Here is a 20917-nt window from a genome sequence, read left to right on the forward strand (position 1 = left end):
GATCGATGCTCCAGCGCGAACGGCCCCGAGGGCAGGCAATCCCCCTGCCCGATGGTGAGAACCGCTGGTTCACCGTCATTGACGGACACGACAACGGCAATCAGCTCCGCTTCGACTTCTTTGGCCTTGGCGGCGGCCCTACCGTTGCGTGTTGCTTTTGGGCGATCGTCCATGGTTGCCTGGGTTGGGCAGAGTTTTCCCTGCGAAACATCCTAATCGATTTAACCAGCGTGTAACAGGCCATTTCGCCTGTCAACTCGGCTGCTCTATGAAAGGCTTAGACCTTCGGTCTACACTCGGCATGTTTCAGAAGCGACGTTCGCGCACCTGACCCTGGGGCAGCACAAGTAAGCCGCGCTCGGCGGTCCGAGAGGCTCTGCCATTGTGGAGTGACCGGGGCCTCAAGTAACCCTGCACGGGGGCGGGAATCCTCGAAGATAGCGGGCGCCGGCTACGTGGCTCGACCCCACGTATTATTGGCAGAGATAGAGCTGCTATTCACCTCAAAAGACCGGGCAAAGCTTTGTCATTCGCGGTGCTGCCTTTCAATGACACGGCAGAACTCGGCGAAAATGCGACGCGGGGGATTGACTTCCCCTTATAGTCACTCGGATTATAATCGAACGCTCATAAAAGCCACGCTTCCGTCAGCGCCCAGGAGAAAAGTGAGCGGGGGCGGCGGTCGCTGATCTGCGCTTCGAGCGTTTTCCGCGGTGTAATCACACGATTGAGTTCGTGCTCGGATCAGCGATTGAGCCTGTGCACAATCCAAGCATTAACGTGCGCGAAGCGTGTTTGGCCGCCGTTATGTACAGTTTGTCCGAGTAGAAATGTGCAGTTGTCCAACTGTTAGTCCATAAAAGTGACATAAAAGCAACTTCTGATTAAATATCGTCTGAGGAATGCATTTATACGTTGCCTAATTGGGATAAAGCGCTCTTTCCATTCTTAATGATCAAAAGCGGCTCCAGCGCTGGTCCAGCCCCGTTGCTGCCAATGGGTTCAAACCCGATCGCTTTGAGGTCGCAAGTTCGCTCACCATCCGAAATCAACGCAGGACATAGCTGTTCGCCGAAACTTGAAGGGAGAGAGGGGTGTATCAGGGAAAGCCACGCACGGTCGGATTGAGTGAAAATTGGACGCCGATCTGGAGTGCGCCCCTCGGGCCGGACAGGATGAACAAGCAGAATTGACTTGGAAGCCGGGCTTTCGAAGGATGGAAGCCCATGGTGACTTATCGCACGCACAGCATCGAGTTCAAACGTCAGGTAGCACAGGAGTTCCTGTCCGGCGAGACGCTGCATGGTCTCGCCAAGCGGCACGAACTGCCGCGTAACCTGATCCGCATCTGGGTTCAGAAATACGAGGCTGGCTCCTTCGACGAAGACGTGGCGGCGGCCGACACTATGCAGACCTATGAGGCGCGGATCGCAGCGCTGGAGCGGCTGGTAGGCCGGCAAGCCTTGGAAATTGAGTTTCTAAAGGGGGCTCTGAAAAGCGCACCACGTCCGAGAAGCGGGACTACATCCGTGATCACCGGCCCGGCGATGTCTCCATCGCTGAAGGATGCCGGCTGATGGGGATCGCGCGATCAACCTACTACGATCAGCCCGAAACCGCCGTGGATGACACAGCGCTCGTCGAGACGATGGGTGAGATCTCCGACAGCTTCGAAGCTTACGGCTATCGCCGCATGCAGGCGGCGCTGCGGCAGCGCGGCATCGTCGTCAACCACAAGAAGGTCAGACGGTTGATGCGCGAGCACGATCTGCAGCCCAGGATCAGGCGGCGCTTCATCGCCACTACGGACAGCGATCACGAGTTGCCGGTCTTCCCGAACTTGGCGAAGAACGTGACACCCGACGGCCCGAACCAGCTCTGGGTGAGCGACATAACATACGTGACGATTGCGGTGGGCTTCGTCTACGTTGCAGTCATTTTGGATGCCTGGTCACGCAAGGTCGTTGGTTACGCCATCGGTCGGTCGATCGACGCGCGCTTGACCGTTGCAGCATTGAAGGCGGCAATCGAACGACGAAAACCCCCGCCGGGCTGCGTCCATCACTCGGACCGAGGCTCGCAATATGCCGCACTCCTCTACCGCAACGTTCTCGCCGAGCACGATCTTATTGGATCGATGGGCCGGCGCGGCAATCCCTACGATAATGCGAAAGCGGAAAGCTTCATGAAGACGATGAAGGTCGAAGCCGTCTATCCGATGGCCTACGAAACCTTCGCCGACGTCGCTGAGGACCTTCCCCGCTTCATTGATGAGGTTTACAACACCCGCCGATTGCACTCAGCGCTCGGCTATCTCAGCCCGCAACAGTTCGAGGACCAACACGCCCGGCAGATGGTCAAAACTGCGGCTTGACCTTGTCCGGTCCGAGGGGCGCACTCCAATCGAGGGTCAGTTTTGGAAGCCGTTTGACACCCGAGGTTCGCAGGCGTCTGGCGCGCTATCGATGATTTTGGTGAAGGCGCCTTTAGTTGACGCCTTTCGATACTCAGGTCGCGGCCATCGACATAAGATGGATTGATTGGGGCACGGGCGAAGCTAACTCAAGATTTTCACTCTTGGTCGAATTTCAACATCCGCTGAAACCGCCACATTTTGTGAAATTGCGATTGACATATTTCAGTAGGTCAGCCATTTTCAGCGGATGCTGAAATCGGGCGACTCATTGAAAAGCATTGAGCATCAAGCTGCGGACGCTCTGCGGGCCGTCTTAAACGATATTCCGCCCGTTTCCATCGAGAATGTAGAGGTTGAAGCCGACGCTTTCGATCGCGAAATCGATATTCTTGCGTATATCAGCGCCTTCGGGCGCACACATATTCTCGTCTGTGAGGTCAAGTCGAGCGGACAGCCGCGCCACGTTCACTCGGGCCTACTCCAGGTGCGAAGGGCGGTAAACCACATAGGAAAAGGCGCAATTCCTGTGTTCATTGCGCCCTTTCTTTCTCCAGAAGCACAGGCTCTTTGCCAGGAAGAAAATGTGGGCTTCCTCGATTTCGAGGGAAATTGCCGGCTCGCTTTCGACGGCATATTTATTGAGCGTAAGGTTCCGACCCGACCCGCAATCGAACGCCGCGAGTTGAAGTCGATCTTCAAACCGAAGTCCGCGCAGGTTCTGAGAGTGATGTTGCGCGATCCACACCATCCCTGGCGCGTCACCGAGCTTGCGGAAGCAGCCGGTGTCAGTCTCGGCCACGTCAGCAATGTCCGCGCTGCGCTTGTGGATCGGGAGTGGGCGAAAATCGGCGACGATGGCATGTCGCTTTTTCGGCCGGCAGCGGTTCTGGACGCTTGGCGGAACTCTTATGAGCCGCCAGCGGGTGATCGCCAAACCTTCTACACTACCTTGCACGGCAAAGCGTTCGACCAGGTCGTTCGCGATGTGCTTGGTGCGTCGAATCGAATTGACCGAGCGATCCTCGCATCGTTCTCGGCAGCGCAATGGATTGCGCCATATGCTCGGGTAGGCAGCCAGTTCTTCTACGCAGATAGCGGAGGTCTCGACCGTCTGCGGCATGCCCTCAAGCTGTCGTCGGCGGCGAAGGGTGAAAACGTTGTGATCACGATCCTGAAGGATGAAGGGCCACTGCTTGATACAATCGAGCCGGCGCCCGGCGTCGTTTGCACAAGTCCTGTTCAAACTTACCTTGATTTGGTGATATCCGGGGAGAGGGGACAGGAAGCCGCTGACCATTTGCGGCAGGAGAAATTGCAATGGCTCCAGTAGTACCGCCCGATCCGCAATCGGCCGCCGACTACGACGACCGCACCACCGCGGCCGTGAAATCGGTTCTACTGGAAATTGGTCAGATACTCGGCAGTTTCAAAGGCAAGTTCGCCGTGATTGGCGGCGCGGTGCCTTGGCTCCTCCTAGAAAACGAAGAAATGCCGCATGTCGGAACTCTCGACGTCGATCTAGGCCTCGATACCGAGGCACTTGGAGATGGCGAATACGCCCGACTTGTCGAGGCACTTATGGGGAATGGGTATGAGCAGCGTGACGATCACCGTCTGTTCCAGCTTGTTCGGACAGTGCCTGTCGATGATGGTGGAGGTCCGATCGATGTGGTTGTCGACTTCTTGCGTCCTTTCGACGCCGTCTTCACAAAGAACAAACCGCCGCTGATCGAGCATTTTGCCGTGCAGCGGGCATCGGGTGCCGAATTGGCCTTACGCTTTTACAACCTCGTTGCGATTTCGGGCGAGATGCCGGATGGAGGCGCGAACCACGTCAACATCGCCGTCGCATCGATCCCCGCCCTCCTCGCAATGAAGGGCTACGCAATCGAGAACCGCCTGAAGAGGAAGGATGCATACGACATCTATTACTGCGTTCGAAACTATCCAGGTGGCCCCGATGCACTTGCCGCGGATTGCGAGCCGGTTCTCGCTCACAAGGAAGGCAAAGAGGGCTTCGGGTTTATTGCCGGCAAGTTCGAGGCGGTTGATAGTTTTGGCCCCACTAGCGTCCGCCAGTTCGTGCAGGACACCCAAATTCTCGGGGAACGCACCGCCGAACAATGGCAGCAGGATGCATTTGGTCAGGTCGATGCGTGGCTCCGTGCACTTGGCTGGAGAGAGTAGGTGACCGCGCTGCTGCCGTTCCTCGCTAGCAATTTTTCTTTTGGGAGTGCAGCGGGGTTGAAGCGCGTAGCTGAATATCCTGAATGCTACAATGACCGTCTATTTTATCACTGAATTGGACAACAGCCTTGCCGGCCGTCTTTATGTGAAGGTCGGACGCTCGCAGGCGGTCGATCGCCGCATAGCCAACCTGCAGACTGGCAATCGGCGTAGAGTTGCGTTGATGGGAGAAATTCGGACCGGATCGATTTCCGAAGACCGCGTGGTCGAACGGCGGTTGCACCTCATATTCGACCACAAGGCAGATTCGGGAGAATGGTTTTTCCTGTCGGCAGACGACGTTATTTCTGCCCTGAAGCTCTTTTCATCGAGGGCTTACATCTCTGTCGGACAAGATGCCTTTGAGATCATTTCCTATGATAGGGACGCGGTTCCGGAATATGCTAGTCCATGGCTATGGGGCGAACTCGACTGCTATGAATTCTGTCCCAACTGCGGGTGGGCGGGTGGCTGGACCTACAGCGAGAACCATGGTGGCGACGTGTGCCTTGAGTGCGGGGTCTCGGAACGCACGTACGATGCTGATGATCAAGTCTAGCAGGATATACGCTACGAGCATACCGACCTGGGAAGCCGATGGTGGCCTCGTCCCCACTCGAGAGCTTGACCAGGAATGGTCTTGACGTTTGGCCGGCCGGTGCAGGTCGGACTCGCCCCGCACTAGCGGAACCGCGGCCGTTTAATTGCTATCGTCGGTGTCGGTACCAAAGTGGAGGGTTGGGCCGGTTCGGGCCGACTGACCGCGGCGCAGAAGGACCGAACAACTCAAGCTAGTATTGCGAAGAAATAGATGAAACAAATCCTGTGCGCATTGTTTCAAACCGATGCCCAACGTCTTGCGAGTAACATTTCTGGGTGGGGATCGGATGGCTGAACAGAGGGTGGGGCGGTATCGACTGATCCGTCGGATCGTAGGTGGGGACGCCAAGAGAGGAGTTCCTGATCTGTGGCAGGCCGAAGATGCTGGAGACCTATACTACGTCAAGCTCTGGAATAAACCCGTAGGAGACAGCTCCGCGATCCAGGCGCTCTGGAACCGCGAAGTTCGGGGGCTTATGCGGCTTCAGGGCTATCCTGGCGCCTCAGAGCTATTCGTCAAGCTTCGAGATCTTGACGCTGACGACAAACACTTCTTCGCTGTCCTCGACGGCGGTTCAATGGAGCAATCCGAAAACAACAACTCTAGTCCAACGCTAGTCGATCAAACATTCAATGACGCAGGGGGCCTATGGCGAGGAAATCGCGCTTCGATGTTGCATTCGCCGATCTGCATAGCGAATTCAAGGCGCGCACGAAGCGGCGTTTTCTCGACGATATTCGAGACCAGCTCGAGGAAGATCCCGAAATGGTGGAGATCCTTCGGAAATGGCGTGCCGCGCCACGCCTCTTCGCGGTATCATTCGATCGGTGGACAAATGACAATACCTTTTCCTATGGCTATTTCGCCCTCGTACTAGTCGCCCTCGACGCCATCGCCGGGGGCGCCGGTATCTACAAGCCGGTCAACCAACTTCGGGTGCTGCGTTGGAACGGCACAACGGCGGATATTCTGACCGTGCTTCGCTACCTCATACGGCTGAATCCCCAAATCCGTGCGCGTCGGTTGCTAGTCCTTCCTTATCCCTCTCCACCTGTCGGCCGGCGGATCGATCGAGCCATTTACCGTCGATGACCGCGATGAGGCCGAAGGCGGCATTTCGTACACGGCGTCCCAGCCGGATCAAAACGTTCGATGCATCGCCGCACCGGCGCGTGCAATTGCATATTCCGATTCATAGGATCAAGCTTCTTGTGGGTGGCGCCGCCCAGACGAGCATGGCAACATTGCGAAAATCCATGCCTCAGCCCGGCGCTTGCCGTGGGATCCTTTGCCGCCCGCGAACACAGTCGCCCGGAAATGGAGCGATTGCGGCTGGCATTTGATCAGTCAGCGGCAAACGCTGCCGCGAGTTCAGAGTAGTCTAGGTAGCACTTTGGGCCGTTCCCCTCGAACGGGCTCGCGAGTTCGAACCAAATATCCGTCGTCCCATGTTCATGATTTGTGCCTCGAAAGTCGCATAATGGCAGTCCGGAACCGCACTGCCATCGCCATGCAGCCATGTCTTTCCATCAGCCGCAGCCTAACCGGTCCCTCAACGCCAGAACACCACAGCCGCTATTCTTGACAGTCGCCTTATAAGTTATAAGTTAACACAGACTTTGGGCAGGGGACGCGTCACAGCGTTTGTTCGTGTCTGCGGAGTGCGCGTCTCGTGACCCTCACTACCTAGCTTGGAAGTCTATTTGTGGGCCGTCGAATGATGAGCAGCATCGCCGGGGGGCGTCGAGGGTTAACAGTGATATTTTCGCATAGCCGAATGCCGCAGTTCCACGATAAGAATTTTTCTGTGGCTCCACCTGACAATGGGTGTCTTCGAAGCTTACGATCGCAACGCCACTGGATGCCCGGGTTTCAACATCATCAAAGACTGTGTCTTGTCAGCGCCGGACCGCCGCGGTTCGTCGAGGCCATGACGCTTCGGGCGTGCTGGAGCTTGGTTTTCAGCGCGACTTACACTGACTGAACGCGGCGCAGGCTGCGTGCTCCGACATGCCTTTATCCGACCACCGGCGGCGCCACGCCCGTGAACACGATCGACGCGCGCAGTGAGCCACCCCACCGTGGGCGGGACCACAACCGAATTGCGCGAGCCTTGCTGGAAGCGTGACAGCGCAACCTGGCTCGTTGGGCCAATCATTCATAAGGCTGAACCATGAGAGAAAAAGAGAGTGTCTATGTCGTAACCGGCGGCACGCATGGCATCGGCGCCGCCTGTGTCCGGCGCCTTGCCGAGCAGGAGAACGCGGCCGTCGTCTTCACGGGTCGCGACGAGGCTGCCGCACGAGAAATCGTATCCAGCCTCGCCAATGCACATTTCATCGCCTGTGATGTGCGCGACGAAGCCCAATGCCGAACGGTCATCAATACCGCGATGATGCTCGGTAACGGAAGGATAGCCGGATTGGTCAACAACGCCGGCATGACGGGGCGAGGGGCTTTTGAGACCGCCACCCTGAGCGATTGGGACGAGATCATGAGGGTGAATGCGCGCTCGTCGTTCGTCTTCACCAGCGCGGCGCTGCCAGGCCTGCGCGCGGCGCGCGGATCGGTGGTGATGATGTCATCGGTGGCCGGGCTGATGGGCGAGGAGGGTCTGGCCATCTACTCGGCCTCCAAGGCCGCGCTGATCGCCTTGACCTTGTCGCTGGCATTGGAGATCAGCGACGTTCGCTTCAATGCCGTCTGCCCCGGCCAGATCGCAACAAGGATGATGACGGGCACGCTAGCCATTCCTGGCCGCAGGGCTCTGCTGGAAAGCCGCATTCCAGTGGGTCGATTGGGAACTCCCGAAGACGTCGCCGAGGCCGTGGCCTGGCTGCTGTCGCGCGCTTCATCCTTCGTCAACGGCATCGTCATGCCGGTCGACGGCGGCGAGGGCGCGGGATTGAAGACGCTCACCCTGCCTGAAATTAGCACCAGCGTATGAAAGCCTGTTGACTTATAACTTATAAGTAGTACGGTGGCGATGTGAATGAGCGACAGCGCGGACGACCCCAAGGCGCATTCGCCGAAAAGGTGACTTCCACGCATCGGCAGATATCTCTGCTCCCAAGGCAGACCGGGGAGCCGGCGAATTCGTCGGCTCCCCACCCGGGAACACACGAAACAAATGGGGAATCACATGACCAAGACTCGCGCTTTCCAATCCATGCTCGCGGCGGCTTTCGTCACCAGCGTGGCCGTCCTGCCCAACGCCGCCCAAGCCAAGGATTGGTGGCCCTTCAAGATCAACGCGGCCAAAGGCGGCGATCTGAAAAAAGTCGAGGCACTCGACTATGTGCCGCTGGAAAAGGCCGAGAAGCCCTGGAACCTGTGCGTCTTGTTTCCGCACCTCAAGGACAGCTACTGGGTCTCGGTCGACTACGGCATCGTCGAAGAAGCAAAGCGCCTGGGTGTCAAAGTGACGGTCCTGCAGGCCGGCGGCTATGACGCACTGCCAAAGCAGCTGTCGCAATATGACGATTGCGTCGCATCCGGCGCCCAGGGCATCCTCGTCGCCGCCATCTCGGAAGCCGGTCTGGCGGCCAAGCTGAAGGAGGGCGACGCCAAGGGTCTTGTCCAGATCGCCGTCGCCAATCCGATCCTGGAAACCCCGATCACCGCGCGCATCACTCCCGATACCTACCAGAAGGGTTTTCAGGAGGGTGAGTACCTCAAGAAGTATCTCGGCGACAAAAAGACGACCGCGATCGGCCTGCCGGGTCCGCAGGGATCGGGCTGGGCTGAGAGCTATATGGCGGGCTTCCGCGACAGCACCAAAACCGGCAACATCAAGCTAGCGGCCGAGCTCTATGGGGAGCCCGGCGTTCCGCAGAGCCTACGCCTCGTCGAGGACGCGTTGCAGACCTATCCCGATCTCAATGTCATCTGGGGCGGGGCCGCGGCGGCGGAAGCGGCCGTCAGTGCCGTCGCCGACGCCGGCCGCGACGATGTCGTGATCATGTCGTCCTACGAGAACCAGACGATGCTGAAGCTGGTCAAGGAAGGCAAGGTGCTTGGCTTTGCCGCCGAGTATCCGGTCATGATGGGCCGCATCAGCGTCGACCTCGCGGTGCGCGCCTTGGAAAAGAAGGACTATGAAAAGATTCTGCTGGTCGCGCCGGGCATCGTGACCAAGGACAACGTCGACAAGATCGACCCGACGCAGATTTTCGCGCCCGATGGGTGGAAGCCTGAATTTTCGGTACAATAGTCGCATCTACGATGGGCGGTAGACCTCGGCCTTGGCCTGCCGCCCTTTTTGCTTCGAGTTCGGTGGTGTCAGCGATGCTTGAACTTACGGGTATGACGAAGCGTTTCGGGGGTGTGGTGGCGCTTGACGGCGTTGATTTCTCGCTGTTGAGCGGCGAGGTCCATGCCCTTCTTGGCGAAAACGGCGCCGGCAAGTCGACGCTCATCAATCTGATAGCGGGAACCTATGGCTGGACCGAAGGCTCGTGCCGTATCGACGGCCAAACCGTTTCCGCGCTGACCCCGCAGAAATCCCGCGATGCCGGGGTGGCGGCGGTGTTCCAGGAATTCAGTCTCGTCCCCGACCTCACGGTCGAGGAGAACCTGTTTCTTGGACGCGAGATCAAAGGAAGGCTTTTCCTGAACCGGCGCGCGATGCGTGCCCGCGCGGAGGAACGCTTCCGCGACATTGGCTTTCACGTGGAGCTGGACAGCAAGATCGAAACGCTGACCCGGGCGCAAAAGCAGATGGTCGAGATTGCCAAAGGCATGCTTTCGGATGCCAAGATCCTCATCCTCGACGAACCGACCGCGTCGCTTACCGACGGTGAAGCGGAAAAACTGTTCGCCGCAATCGCGGGCCTCAAGGCGCGGGGCGTCGGCATCATCTATGTGTCGCATCGCATGGCCGAGATCCGTCGGCTCGCGGACCGTGTCACGGTCTTGCGAGGAGGGCGCAAGATCGACACAGTGGCCATCGCCGCGGCATCGGACGCGACCCTGATCGAGATGATGGTCGGCCAGCCGGTCGAACGACTTTATCCATCAATTAGCCAGCGCCCCGCCGAAATCGTGCTGGCGACCAGGGGGATCAGTGTCTCCGGCACCCTATCCGATGCCTCCATCGTGGTCAGAGCTGGCGAAATCGTCGGCCTGGCGGGCCTGGTTGGCTGCGGTCGTAGCGAACTTTGCCGAGCCGTATTCGGCCTGGAGCGTGTGACGTCCGGTGAGATCGAACTCCATGGCGAGGTGGTCAGAGCGCCAGTGCCGCACAGCATGTTGCGTGCTGGACTTTGTTACTACCCGGCCGATCGCGGCGCCGAGGGACTGGCGCTTGGCCGGCCAGGCCGCGAGAATGTGACCATGGCCGCGCTCGACGACCCGAGACTGTCCCAGGCCGGACTGCTCAAGTTCTGGCGCGAGCGCCGGGCAATAGCCGCGCCATTGAAGACACTGGGTCTACGACCGATGGCGCCGGAACGCGCGGCGTCGTCGTTTTCGGGAGGAAACCAGCAGAAACTCGTGCTGGCGCGCGGTCTGATGCGTCCTGTCTCGGTCCATATTTTCGATGAACCGACGGTCGGCATCGACGTCGGCGCTAAAAGCGAGGTCTACAGGCTTATGAAAAGCCTGGTCGAGAATGGCGCGGCTATTCTGCTGTCATCGTCCGAACTGCCAGAGCTCGTTCACCTGGCCAACCGCGTCTATGTCATGCGCGAAGGGCGCATAGTCGCCGAACTCAAAGCCGACGGCATCACCGAGGCCACTGTGCTGCGTCACTATTTCGACGCCGAAACCGGCGCCACGGAGGCAGCATGAGCCCTGACACGCTGCGGCGCCGTTTTCTGGAAACCGGCGGGATCGTCATCCTGCTTCTGGTCGCGGTTGCGGCCGCGGCCGCGATCATCGAACCGCGTTTTCTGAACCGCCTGAACATCCTCAACGTCCTGCGCAATTTCTCCTTCCTGGCGGTTCCGGCGATCGGCCAGATGATCGTCATGACCACGGGCGGTTTTGATCTGTCGGTCGGTGCCACCATGGCGTTGGCCTCAGTGGTCACAGCCGCGGCGATGGCCGCGATGCCCGACGCGCATGGGCTCCAGCTGCTGATGCCGGTAGCGCTGGCCTTGGCCTGCGGCGCCTGTGTTGGCCTGGTAAACGGCACGCTGGTGGCGCGCCTTTCCCTATCACCTTTCATGGTGACATTGGCATCGTTGTCGATCGTCGCGGGACTTACGCTCTATTACACGCAGGGTATCCCGATCTATGGCGTTTCCGACGCCTTCGTCTATGCCATCGGGCGAGGGCAGGTGCTTGGCCTGCCGCCGGCCTTGCTGCTGGCGATCGTGGTGATCGCCATCGCCATCATTCTGCAGCGTCGGACCGCGCTCGGGCGCCACTTCTACGCCGTCGGCGGCAACGTCGGCGCCGCCCGACTGTCGGGAGTGCGCACACACCGTGTGTTGATTACCGCGTATGTGCTCTCCGGTCTCCTGGCCGCACTCACCGGCGTGCTGATCACCGCCCGTATCGGTTCCGGCCAGTCGACGATCGGCGGGACGCTCGGACTGGAGACGATCGCAGCGGCGGTGATCGGCGGCGTTTCATTGCGCGGCGGCTCAGGCCGCGCCGAGAACGTCGCCATGGCGGCGCTGTGCCTGGCGATCATCGCCAATGCGATGAACCTCACGCAGATCGACAGCAAATTCCAGACGCTGGTGCTGGGTTCGGTGCTCATCGGCGCACTGGCTTTCGACCGAATTGTTCAGGGGAGGCGGGCCAATGTCTGATCGTCCAGACATGGCGGCTCCGGTTGTTCTTGACCGCGCTCGCCCGGACATCCGCCAGTTCGCGTCGCAGGCCAAGCTGCCGGGGCTCGTATTCCTGGCCCTGCTGGGTCTCGGTCTGCTCGACCCGCGCATTGTTTCAAGCGGCAATCTCTGGAACATCGCGATCCAGACGAGTTATCTCGCACTGTTTGCCATGGCGCAGACCATGGTGCTGCTGACGCGCGGCTTCGACCTGTCGCTTGGCTTTACCGTCTCGCTCGTCAGCGTCATATCGGCGATGGTGATGACCGGAAGCGGCGATATGCCCATCCTGTGGGGGATCGCCGCTGGCCTTGGCGTCGGGCTGCTGATCGGCGGGCTGAACGGCGTCCTCATCGCCGGTATCGGCATCAATCCACTGGTGACGACGCTTGGCATGGCCAACATTGTCATGGCACTGGCGTCAACCGTCAGCGGCGGCTTTCCCGTGCCGGGCGTTCCCGAAGCCTTCACGGACGCCTTGGCGGAGGGACGGCTGATCGGCATTCCGGTGCCCATCCTGTTCGCCGCGCTGTGTTTCGCACTGCTGTTCCTGGTCCTGCGCTTCACCGTGTTCGGGCGCGGCCTGTATCTCATCGGCGCCAACCCTCGCGCGGCGAAGGCGGCGGGCGTTCGCACCGGACGCGTCGTTGCGATCGACTACGTGGTCTGCTCGCTGCTGGCCGCGATTGGCGCCATGCTGCTCACCGCGCGGACCGGATCGGGCGAGCCCAATCTCGGCGGCAACCTGACCCTGGAATCGATAGCGGCGGCGGTGGTCGGTGGCGTGCGCCTCACCGGCGGAGAGGGAGGCGTCACCGCGGCTCTGCTCGGTGCCCTGTTCATCACGGTCATTTCCAACGCCATGAACCTCATGCAGGTCGACGGCTATCTGCAGCAGGTTCTTTTGGGCCTCATCATTCTGGCCAGCCTGATACTGGGCCGCGATTACAAGAAACGCTAACAGCTTCGGACCTTAAATGGCTTATCAAGTCTGCATCGACATCGGCGGAACCTTCACCGATTGCCTGATTTCCGAGCCCGGTGGGAAAATCTCGATCTTCAAATCGCCCACCACGCCCGGCGAATTCGAGAAGGGATTCATCAACGTGCTGCACGTGGCGGCGGCCGGATACGGGCTCGATCCCGCGACGTTCATGACCAAGATCGACTTGATCGTACACGGCTCGACCGTCTCGACCAACGCGCTGGTCGAGCGCAAGACCGTCAAGGTCGGATTGATCCTCAACGAAGGACATCAGGACATCCTCGTCCTGCGCGAGGGGCCGCGCAAGGGCGCCTTCCAGTGGCGGCTCGACTATCCCGAGCCCTATGTCCCGCGCCACCTGACGAAGACGGCGCGGGGCCGCGTCGATGCGCGCGGGCGGGAGCTCACGCCTCTGTCGAGATCCGATGTCGAGGCGGCGATAGCCGACTTCCGGCGCTATGGGGTCGAAGCGATAGCGGTCGGTCTGCTTTGGTCGGTCGTCAATCCCATCCATGAAACAACGGTGCGCGATATCATCGCGCAGGCATGGCCGGAGATCCCGGTCACGCTTAGCCATGAAGTCAATCCGATGTCGCGCGAGTACAAGCGCATCATCGCGGCCGCTATCGACGCGTCGATCAATCCGATCGTGCGCACCTACATCGAGGACTTGCGGCAAGCACTTTCGCAGGCGGGTTTCCAGGGCGAGCTGCTGCTCGCCAACTGCGTCGGTGGAATGATGCCTCCCGCCGAGATGCTGCGGCGGCCAATCTACAGCGTCATGTCGGGGCCGACGCTGGCGCCGATGGCCGCGCTGGCGCTGAGCGACGAAGCCAACGTCATCGTCGGTGACATGGGCGGCACCACCTTCGACGTCTCGGCTTTGCGTGACCACCAGATCATCGTCACCCCGGACAGCATGATCCACGACGACTCGCTGGGGATCGCGAAAGTCGATGTGAGATCGGTTGGCGCCGGCGGCGGGTCGATTGCCTGGGTCGACGATGGCGGCCTGCTTCGTGTCGGGCCGCAAAGCGCTGGCGCGCGGCCGGGGCCAGCATGCTACGGAGCGGGCGGCACCGCGCCGACGGTCACCGACGCCAATGTCGTGCTCGGCATCATTGACCCGGATTATTTTCTCGGCGGCCGGATCAAGATCAGCCGCGATCTGGCCGAGAAAGCGGTCGCGAGCATCGCGACGCGGCTCGGCATCCCGCTGCTCGACGCGGCTTACGCCATCCAGACCACCAGCAACCACAACATGGTCGGGGCCATCGAGGAAATCACCATTCGCGAGGGCATAAACCCACGCGACAGTTTCTTTGTCTGCGGCGGCGGCGCGACCGCCATCCACATCGCCGAGATGGCCGACATATTGGGCTTGAAACGCTACATGATCCCGCGCTTCATGGCTGGGTTGAGCGCGTTCGGCGGGTTGATCTCTGATATCACGCGCGAGGAAAGCGCGGTTTTCCTAACCTCGACCCGGCGCTTCGACGCCGCCGGCGTCTCCGACATCCTGGCGCGGTTGAAGGTGTCGGGCGAAGCATTCCTCGAACAGGCCGGTGTTGAGCCCGAGCTGCGGCGTTTCGAGTTCTCCTTTCTTGGTCGCTACGAATACCAGTCCTGGGAGATCGAGGTCCATTTCGAGGCCGATGAGGCACGTCTCGACGCGGAAAAACTCCCAATTCTCGTCGAAGCGTTCCATCAGATGCACGAACGCATTTATTCAATCAGATCCGACCGCGACGTCGTCGAATTCACCAACTGGAAGCTGCGCGCGGTGGGCAAGCGGGCCAATCAGGATGCCTGGAAAGACTTCAGGCTGGCCGACCAGGCGACAGCGCCGGTCGCCAAGACCCATCGGCCAGCTTATTTGCACGAAACCCGGCGGACGAGCTCTCTGCCCGTCTACGACATGGACCAGCTGGGCGCGGGGGCGGCGCTTGACGGCCCCTGCCTGGTTGAGGCGACGACGTTCACCGCCTTCCTCAAGGACAAGCATCGCGGGCGCGTCGACCCGCAGGGCAACATTGTCGTGACTGTCGATTGACACCAACCTTCCCGAGCAAGGCACCGTAAAATGAATTCACCTGTCATTCGCCTGGAGACACCAATGCGCCGCGTCGATCCGTTCCTGATGTCGGTTCTCAAAAGCCGGTTCGAGGCGGTCGTGCGGGAAATGACGCTGGTCGTGATGCGGGCCAGCCGCTCAGCGGTGATCAAGAACGCCCGCGACCTGAGCTGTGCGATCCTGACCTATGATCACCGCCTCGTTTCCACCGAGGACGCGCTGCCGATCCACGTCATGTCGATGGATCTGGCGACCCGTCCGATAACGGAGTTGTTCGACGATATCGCCGACGGCGACATCTTCCTCAACAACTGCCCATACACTGGCGGCACCCATCATGCCGACCTGATCATGGCGATGCCGATCTTTTTCGATGGCAAGCCGCTGTTCTGGGCCGTGGCGCTTTCCCATCACGCCGATACTGGCGCGCCGACGCCTTCGACCTATCTGCCATTCGCCAAGAACGTTTATGAGGAAGGCATCCACTTTCCCTGCGTGCGCGTGGTCGAACAGCACAGGGAGAAGCAGGACATCCTGCGCATCGGCATGATGCGCAACCGTGTTCCAGACATCTGGCTGGGCGACGTGCGCGCCCAGATCGGCGCCTGCAGGACCGGTCGACGCCGTCTATTGGAACTGCTTGAAAAATACGGCCGCGACACGCTGCTGGATTTCGTCGAGGACTGGTTCGACTACGGTGCACGTCGCGCCATGGCCGAAATCGCCAAATTGCCGAAGGGCAAGTTCTCCTACGAGGTCCGCCATGACCCGGTCCCCAGCGTGGCGGAGGAGGGCATCCCGGTCCGGATCACCATCGATGTCGACCCTGAAGCCGGCGAGATCACGGTCGATGTGCGTGACAACATGGATAACGTCCCTGGTGGTCTCAACCTTTCGGAAAACACCTGCACGGGCTCTTGCCGGATTGGCGTCTTCAACAATCTCGACGACGGCATCCCGCACAACGAGGGCGCCAAGAGCCGGATCAAGGTGTTGATGCGGGAGGGAAGCGTGGTCGGCAAACCCCGCTACCCCGTAGGCACCTCCGTGGCGACCACCAATGTCAACGACCGCTTGATCATTGCAGGCAATTGCGTGTTCTCGACCATGGGAGAACCCTATGGCCAGGCCGAGAGCGGCTCGCACCTGCCGGCGGGGATCGGCGTGATTTCAGGCAAGGATCCGTTCAAGGACGGGCAGCCCTACGTCAACCAGGTCTTCATTGGCTACGCCGGCGGCGGGGCGCGTCACGGCTATGACGGCTGGTTGACATATTGCGGGCCGGCGAATGGCGGCCTGATCGCGCTGGATTCCGTGGAGGTGGACGAATCCATGTATCCCATCATCATTGAATCGCGCGGCGTGGTGGCGGATACCCAAGGCATTGGCGAGTTCGAGGGTGCTCCCGCGGTGGGCGGTGTCTTCTATCCCGTCGACCACGAGATGACACTGGTCTACTCGGCCGATGGCACAACCTTTCCGCCGCGCGGCGTGCTCGGCGGCGGTGACGCCAAGGCCAGTCATAGTGCCAAGCGCGGCACGGACGGCAAGCTGGTGGAATTGCCCGCGTTCCATGAGGAGGCGTGTCGCGCCGGCGAGCGCATCGAGTTCGTTGCCTGTGGCGGCGGTGGCTACGGCGACCCGACCAAGCGCGATGTCCGCCGTGTCGCGGCCAGCGTTGACCGCGGCTGGCTGACGAGCGAAGCGGCTCGCCAATCCTACAAGGTGGCCCTGGTGCTGGACGCCGAGCAGGGCGTCTGGGTCGTCGACCAGGATGCCACCGCGCGCCTTCGGGCGGCCTGAGCCAGCGCGAAGAGAGGTCGCCAGCAAATGACCGGCGGCTTCGATCACGCCCGCTTGGCGGCCGCGTCCTGCTCGTCGAAATACCGCAACAGGTTCATGCCACCGCGCACGATGTCGCGTTCGATCGCCTTACGCGCCACCTTCTTGTTGCGGGTCCGGAACGCTTCGATCAGCGTCTCGTGCTCCTCCGCGCCGATGTAATCGTTCTCGGCCTGCAGATAATACACGTTAAGGATAGGGCCCATCGAGACCCACAGGCTTTCGATCTGGGCGATCAGCATATCCATCTTGGACAGGCGGTAGACGCCGAAGTGGAATTCACGATTGGCGCGACGGGCGCGGTCAGCATCGCCGGACGTTTCGCCGGCCACGAAATCGCGATGGATCTCGACCAGTTTTGCAATGTCCTTCTCCGAAACATGCTCAACGGCGAGTTCGGCCGCTAGTCCCTCGAGCGCGATGCGAATGAGCCGGACCTGCCAGTAACGCGACCGGGTCAGCTCTGGAACGGTGATGAACCGCCCTGACCGCAGTTCCAGCGCCTGCTCGCTGACGAGCCTGAAACAGGCCTCGCGCACAGGCGTGACGCTGGTGCCCAGCCGTTGCGCCAGATCCTGCATCAACAGTCTTTCGCCGGGCCGGAAATTGCCGGCGATCAGGGCTTCGCGCAGCGAGATATAAGTTCTCGCCGACAGACTGCCTTGCTCGATTGGCTGCATCGTGCTCATGGTCCACCGCTGCAATCTTGGCCGCACCGAATCGACAACGGATAGTGCGAGACGCTCTTATATCCTATAAGTCCGTTGCGAAACATGGCTAGGAGCTGGCGGGTTTCCCAGCGGAGAGCTTGCGCAGGATTGTCTCGATGATATCCAGCGATTTCTCGACTGTCGCCCGGTCATGGCTCCCTGACAGGTAGAGACGCTTGAGCGGAAGCGGCTGGCCGATCAGCCGGTTCGCCACCATCTCTCTGCGGAATGCAAGATCGAAAACATCGTCGTTGCCCAGCAAGTCCCGGTAGTCGCGGTAAGGACCGCTGAGGAAATAGATCAGCCAGACCGAGCCAAACCCGGCGCTCTGCGCGGGCAGGCCGAGGCGATCGATAATGCCATCCAGCTGCGTGCGCATGAAAGCGCCGAGGGCAAACAGGCGGTCGTAGAAGCCTGGTTTCGACAGCTCCTCGATCGTCGCCTGCATGGCGGCGAGCGTCGACGGCGTGCCGTTGAAAGTACCGCCCATGAACACGGATCCTTCCCCGGTCCGGCCGACGAGCGCCATGAGATCGCGACGACCGGCCACCACGCCAACGGGATAGCCTGAGGAGGCCGCCTTGCCGAAGGTCGCGAGATCAGGCGTGACGTCGGCGATCGACTGATAGCCGCCGAGCGCGTGGCGAAAGCCGGTGATGACCTCGTCGAAGATCAGCACGACACCATGATCGCTGGTCAGGCGACGCAGCTCGCGCAGGAAAACATCCGTCGCGATCACCGACCCCATATTGTGAGCGATTGGCTCGATGATGATCGCCGCGACATCGCCTGGATTGGCCTTGAGATAATCCTCGACGGCGCCGGCATCGTTGTAAGGCAGCACGATGGTGTGACGGGCGGCATCCTCGAGGATGCCAGCACTGATGGGATCGTACTTGCCGATCGCCTGCGCGTGCGACTGTACGTTCATGGCGACATAGTCGTGCCAGCCATGATAGCCGCCTTGGAACTTGATGATGCGCTTGCGACCGGTGGCGGCACGGGCAAGGCGCAGGGCGTGATAGGTCGCCTCCGATCCGGAATTGCAGAAGGCGACGAGATCCGCGCAAGGGATGCAGTCGACCAGCGCCTCCGCCACCTCGATCTCTAGCCGCATCGTTCCCGCGCCGACAAGATCGATGTCCTGGGAGACCGCAGCGATGCGTTCACGCACCGCCGGATGACAGTGGCCAAGCACATTGGCGCCGAAGCCGCAGTGGAAGTCGGTGTACTGGTGTCCATCGACGTCGTAGAGAAACGCACCCTGCGCCCGGGCAAATACATGCGGCGCGCCGAGCCTGCGGCTCGGGCTGAGCAATCCGCCCGGCATCACCGCACCGGCGCGCTCAATGAGTCGGGCGGTGTTATTCTGATCGGTCATCGCAATGTCCGTGCATGGCTATGGTCCGCCGGCTCAGCCGAGGGCTTCAAGAACGGTGGCCTCGATTCCCGCCGCGTCCAGCCGGTAGTGCTTGTAGAGATGCGTTGGCGGCGCAATCAGGCTGTATTCGTCGCGGATGCCATGGCGTATCAACCGTGCCGGGCTGCCCGCCTCCGCCAGGATTTCCGCCACGGCGCCGCCCAGACCGCCCAGGATATTGTGTTCCTCGATGGTTAGAATGAAGCGGGAGTGAGCCGCGGCCGAGAGCACTGCCTTCGTATCCATTGGCTTCACCGTATGCATGTCGATCAGTCCGACGGATTTGCCCGCCGCGCGCAGCGCGCGGTAAGCCTCCCTTGAGGGATGGACCATCGAGCCACAGGCGATGATGGTCAGGTCCGATCCTTCGCCGTGAACGATCGCCTTGCCGAACTGGAAGTCGACGCCGTCGTCTTCATAGACCAGCGGTTCCTGGCCGCGGCCAATGCGGAAGTAGATTGGCTGGGCATGATTGACAGACGCCTTGACGGCGGCCGCCAGTTGCGGGCCGTCAGCCGGCGCGACGACCGTGAGGTCGGCGATGCTTCGCATGATGGCAAGATCTTCCGTCGCATGGTGGGAGGTGCCGTAGAAGCCGAGTGAAATACCGGCATGATGACCGATCAGCCGCACCGGCAGCGCCGAATAGGCGACGTCGGTTCTGATCTGTTCGCAGCACAGCAGCGCCAGGAAAGAAGCGAATGTAGCGACGAACGGCATGGCGCCGGTGCTGGCCATGCCGGCAGCAGCCGAAACCATGTTCTGCTCGGAAATGCCAAATTGCGTGAAGCGTTCGGGAAAGCGTTGCGCGAACCGCACCAGCCCGTTGGAATATTGAAGGTCGGCCGTACCGGCCACGACCGGATAACCGTCTTCGACCAGATCAATGAGCGCGTTGGCCAGATAACTCAGGCCAGGCGCACGCGCGTTGATCTGGCGGTACTGCCAGGAGTTGGTATCGATCGGGCCGTTCATTGTGTTTTGCCTCCACGCTTGATCTCTTCGGCGGCCAAGGCCTCGTCCGATGGCGCGAGATAGCCCAGATGCCAGCCGGGTTCGGTTTCCATGTAACCAACGCCCTTGCCTTTGGAGGTCTTGGCAATGATGCAGACGGGCCGGGTGCGGTCTGCCTCGGCCTTCAACTGTCGCAGCAGCGTCGCGAGAGCGACGACGTCGTGCCCATCGACCTCGTGCACCTGCCAGCCGAACGCCGCCCATTTGTCGGCCAACGGTTCGATGCCGATGATGTCGTCGACCTGCCCGTCGAGCTGGTATCCGTTGCGGTCGACGATGGCGATCAGATTGCCGGCCTTATGGTGGGCGGCGGAGAGCGCCGCTTCCCAGACCTGGCCCTCCTGCATCTCGCCGTCACCGAGCAGGACATAGACATCGAAGCGCCGGTTGGCCGCACGGCCGCCAAGCACCATGCCGAGGCCGCCGGACAGGGCATGGCCGATCGAGCCGGAGCTGAAATCGACGCCGGGCACCTTGCGCATGTCGGGATGATCGCCAAGCGGATTGCCGAGCCGGGTATAGCCGTCGAGAACGCCCTTGGAGAAGAAGCCCCAGTCGACCAGCAGCGGGTAAAGGCCGACCGCGGCATGTCCCTTGCCCATCAGGAAGCGGTCGCGATCCGGCCATTGCGGCTCGCCGCGCCTCAGCCGCATCGCATCGTAGTAGAGCGTGGCGAATATTTCCGCGCAGGAGAACACCGACGAATAGTGGCCCACCTTGGCGATCTGGATAAGGCGCAGCGTCTCGAGCCGGACGAACTCTGCCCTGTCGCGCAACAGGGCGATCCGCTCCGCGTCGGGGGGCAGGGCGTTGTTTGAAGGAGTGGGCGGGTTGGCCATTGGGCTTC

Annotated in this window: 17 protein-coding genes; 13 read left to right on the top strand and 4 right to left on the bottom strand. The window is 60.8% G+C overall.

Annotation, left to right across the window (positions count from 1 at the left end):
• Positions 1 to 1226 precede the first annotated feature (1226 nt).
• From NKI73_RS29275 to NKI73_RS29335, 13 genes are all read left to right on the top strand, one after another.
• Positions 1227 to 1577 (top strand): transposase, encoded by a 351-nt coding sequence (locus NKI73_RS29275; protein WP_352612007.1) that lies wholly within the window; start codon positions 1227 to 1229, stop codon positions 1575 to 1577.
• Positions 1556 to 2374: an IS3 family transposase gene (locus NKI73_RS29280; RefSeq protein ID WP_352635001.1), complete on the top strand. Its 819-nt coding sequence runs from the start codon at positions 1556 to 1558 to the stop codon at positions 2372 to 2374. The genes NKI73_RS29275 and NKI73_RS29280 overlap by 22 nt, the downstream gene beginning before the upstream one ends.
• Before the next feature lie 310 nt (positions 2375 to 2684).
• On the top strand, positions 2685 to 3746 hold the full coding sequence (locus NKI73_RS29285) for a type IV toxin-antitoxin system AbiEi family antitoxin (protein ID WP_245263163.1): 1062 nt from the start codon (positions 2685 to 2687) through the stop codon (positions 3744 to 3746).
• Entirely contained in the window at positions 3734 to 4603 is an 870-nt protein-coding gene (locus NKI73_RS29290) for a nucleotidyl transferase AbiEii/AbiGii toxin family protein (protein WP_023685599.1), read from the top strand. Before NKI73_RS29285 ends, NKI73_RS29290 begins: the two co-directional genes overlap by 13 nt.
• Positions 4604 to 4694: 91 nt before the next feature.
• Positions 4695 to 5201, top strand: a complete 507-nt coding sequence (locus tag NKI73_RS29295) for a GIY-YIG nuclease family protein (RefSeq protein ID WP_031204411.1) — start codon at positions 4695 to 4697, stop codon at positions 5199 to 5201.
• A gap of 690 nt (positions 5202 to 5891) precedes the next feature.
• Positions 5892 to 6335 (top strand): hypothetical protein, encoded by a 444-nt coding sequence (locus tag NKI73_RS29300; RefSeq protein ID WP_352592915.1) that lies wholly within the window; start codon positions 5892 to 5894, stop codon positions 6333 to 6335.
• A gap of 1081 nt (positions 6336 to 7416) precedes the next feature.
• Positions 7417 to 8190, top strand: coding sequence for an SDR family NAD(P)-dependent oxidoreductase (locus tag NKI73_RS29305; RefSeq protein WP_352634989.1), 774 nt, complete (start codon positions 7417 to 7419; stop codon positions 8188 to 8190).
• A gap of 195 nt (positions 8191 to 8385) precedes the next feature.
• Entirely contained in the window at positions 8386 to 9456 is a 1071-nt protein-coding gene (torT, locus tag NKI73_RS29310) for a TMAO reductase system periplasmic protein TorT (RefSeq protein ID WP_033000535.1), read from the top strand.
• 74 nt (positions 9457 to 9530) lie between these two features.
• Positions 9531 to 11033, top strand: coding sequence for a sugar ABC transporter ATP-binding protein (locus tag NKI73_RS29315; protein ID WP_023685594.1), 1503 nt, complete (start codon positions 9531 to 9533; stop codon positions 11031 to 11033).
• Positions 11030 to 12004 carry an ABC transporter permease gene (locus NKI73_RS29320; protein ID WP_023685593.1) on the top strand — a complete coding sequence of 325 codons (975 nt, stop codon included), beginning with the start codon at positions 11030 to 11032 and terminating at the stop codon, positions 12002 to 12004. Before NKI73_RS29315 ends, NKI73_RS29320 begins: the two co-directional genes overlap by 4 nt.
• The gene (locus NKI73_RS29325; protein WP_031204409.1) at positions 11997 to 12986 is read left to right on the top strand and encodes an ABC transporter permease; all 990 of its coding nucleotides are present in this window, start codon (positions 11997 to 11999) and stop codon (positions 12984 to 12986) included. Before NKI73_RS29320 ends, NKI73_RS29325 begins: the two co-directional genes overlap by 8 nt.
• 16 nt (positions 12987 to 13002) lie before the next feature.
• Positions 13003 to 15063 (top strand): hydantoinase/oxoprolinase family protein, encoded by a 2061-nt coding sequence (locus NKI73_RS29330; RefSeq protein WP_023747623.1) that lies wholly within the window; start codon positions 13003 to 13005, stop codon positions 15061 to 15063.
• Between the two features lie 63 nt (positions 15064 to 15126).
• Positions 15127 to 16887: a hydantoinase B/oxoprolinase family protein gene (locus NKI73_RS29335; protein ID WP_023747622.1), complete on the top strand. Its 1761-nt coding sequence runs from the start codon at positions 15127 to 15129 to the stop codon at positions 16885 to 16887.
• A gap of 44 nt (positions 16888 to 16931) precedes the next feature.
• Here NKI73_RS29335 and NKI73_RS29340 read toward each other — a convergent pair whose 3' ends face one another.
• The 4 genes from NKI73_RS29340 to NKI73_RS29355 all read right to left on the bottom strand — a co-directional run bounded on the left by NKI73_RS29340 (position 16932) and on the right by NKI73_RS29355 (position 20846).
• Positions 16932 to 17615 (bottom strand): GntR family transcriptional regulator, encoded by a 684-nt coding sequence (locus NKI73_RS29340; protein ID WP_023737066.1) that lies wholly within the window; start codon positions 17613 to 17615, stop codon positions 16932 to 16934.
• A gap of 88 nt (positions 17616 to 17703) precedes the next feature.
• On the bottom strand, positions 17704 to 19017 hold the full coding sequence (locus NKI73_RS29345; protein ID WP_023747621.1) for an aspartate aminotransferase family protein: 1314 nt from the start codon (positions 19015 to 19017) through the stop codon (positions 17704 to 17706).
• Positions 19018 to 19050: 33 nt separating this feature from the next.
• Positions 19051 to 20031 (bottom strand): transketolase family protein, encoded by a 981-nt coding sequence (locus NKI73_RS29350; RefSeq protein WP_023747620.1) that lies wholly within the window; start codon positions 20029 to 20031, stop codon positions 19051 to 19053.
• The gene (locus tag NKI73_RS29355) at positions 20028 to 20846 is read right to left on the bottom strand and encodes a transketolase (protein WP_245271849.1); all 819 of its coding nucleotides are present in this window, start codon (positions 20844 to 20846) and stop codon (positions 20028 to 20030) included. The genes NKI73_RS29350 and NKI73_RS29355 overlap by 4 nt, the downstream gene beginning before the upstream one ends.
• Positions 20847 to 20917 lie beyond the last annotated feature (71 nt).

The sequence above is a fragment of the Mesorhizobium sp. M0496 genome (assembly GCF_040321205.1).
GTDB lineage: Bacteria > Pseudomonadota > Alphaproteobacteria > Rhizobiales > Rhizobiaceae > Mesorhizobium.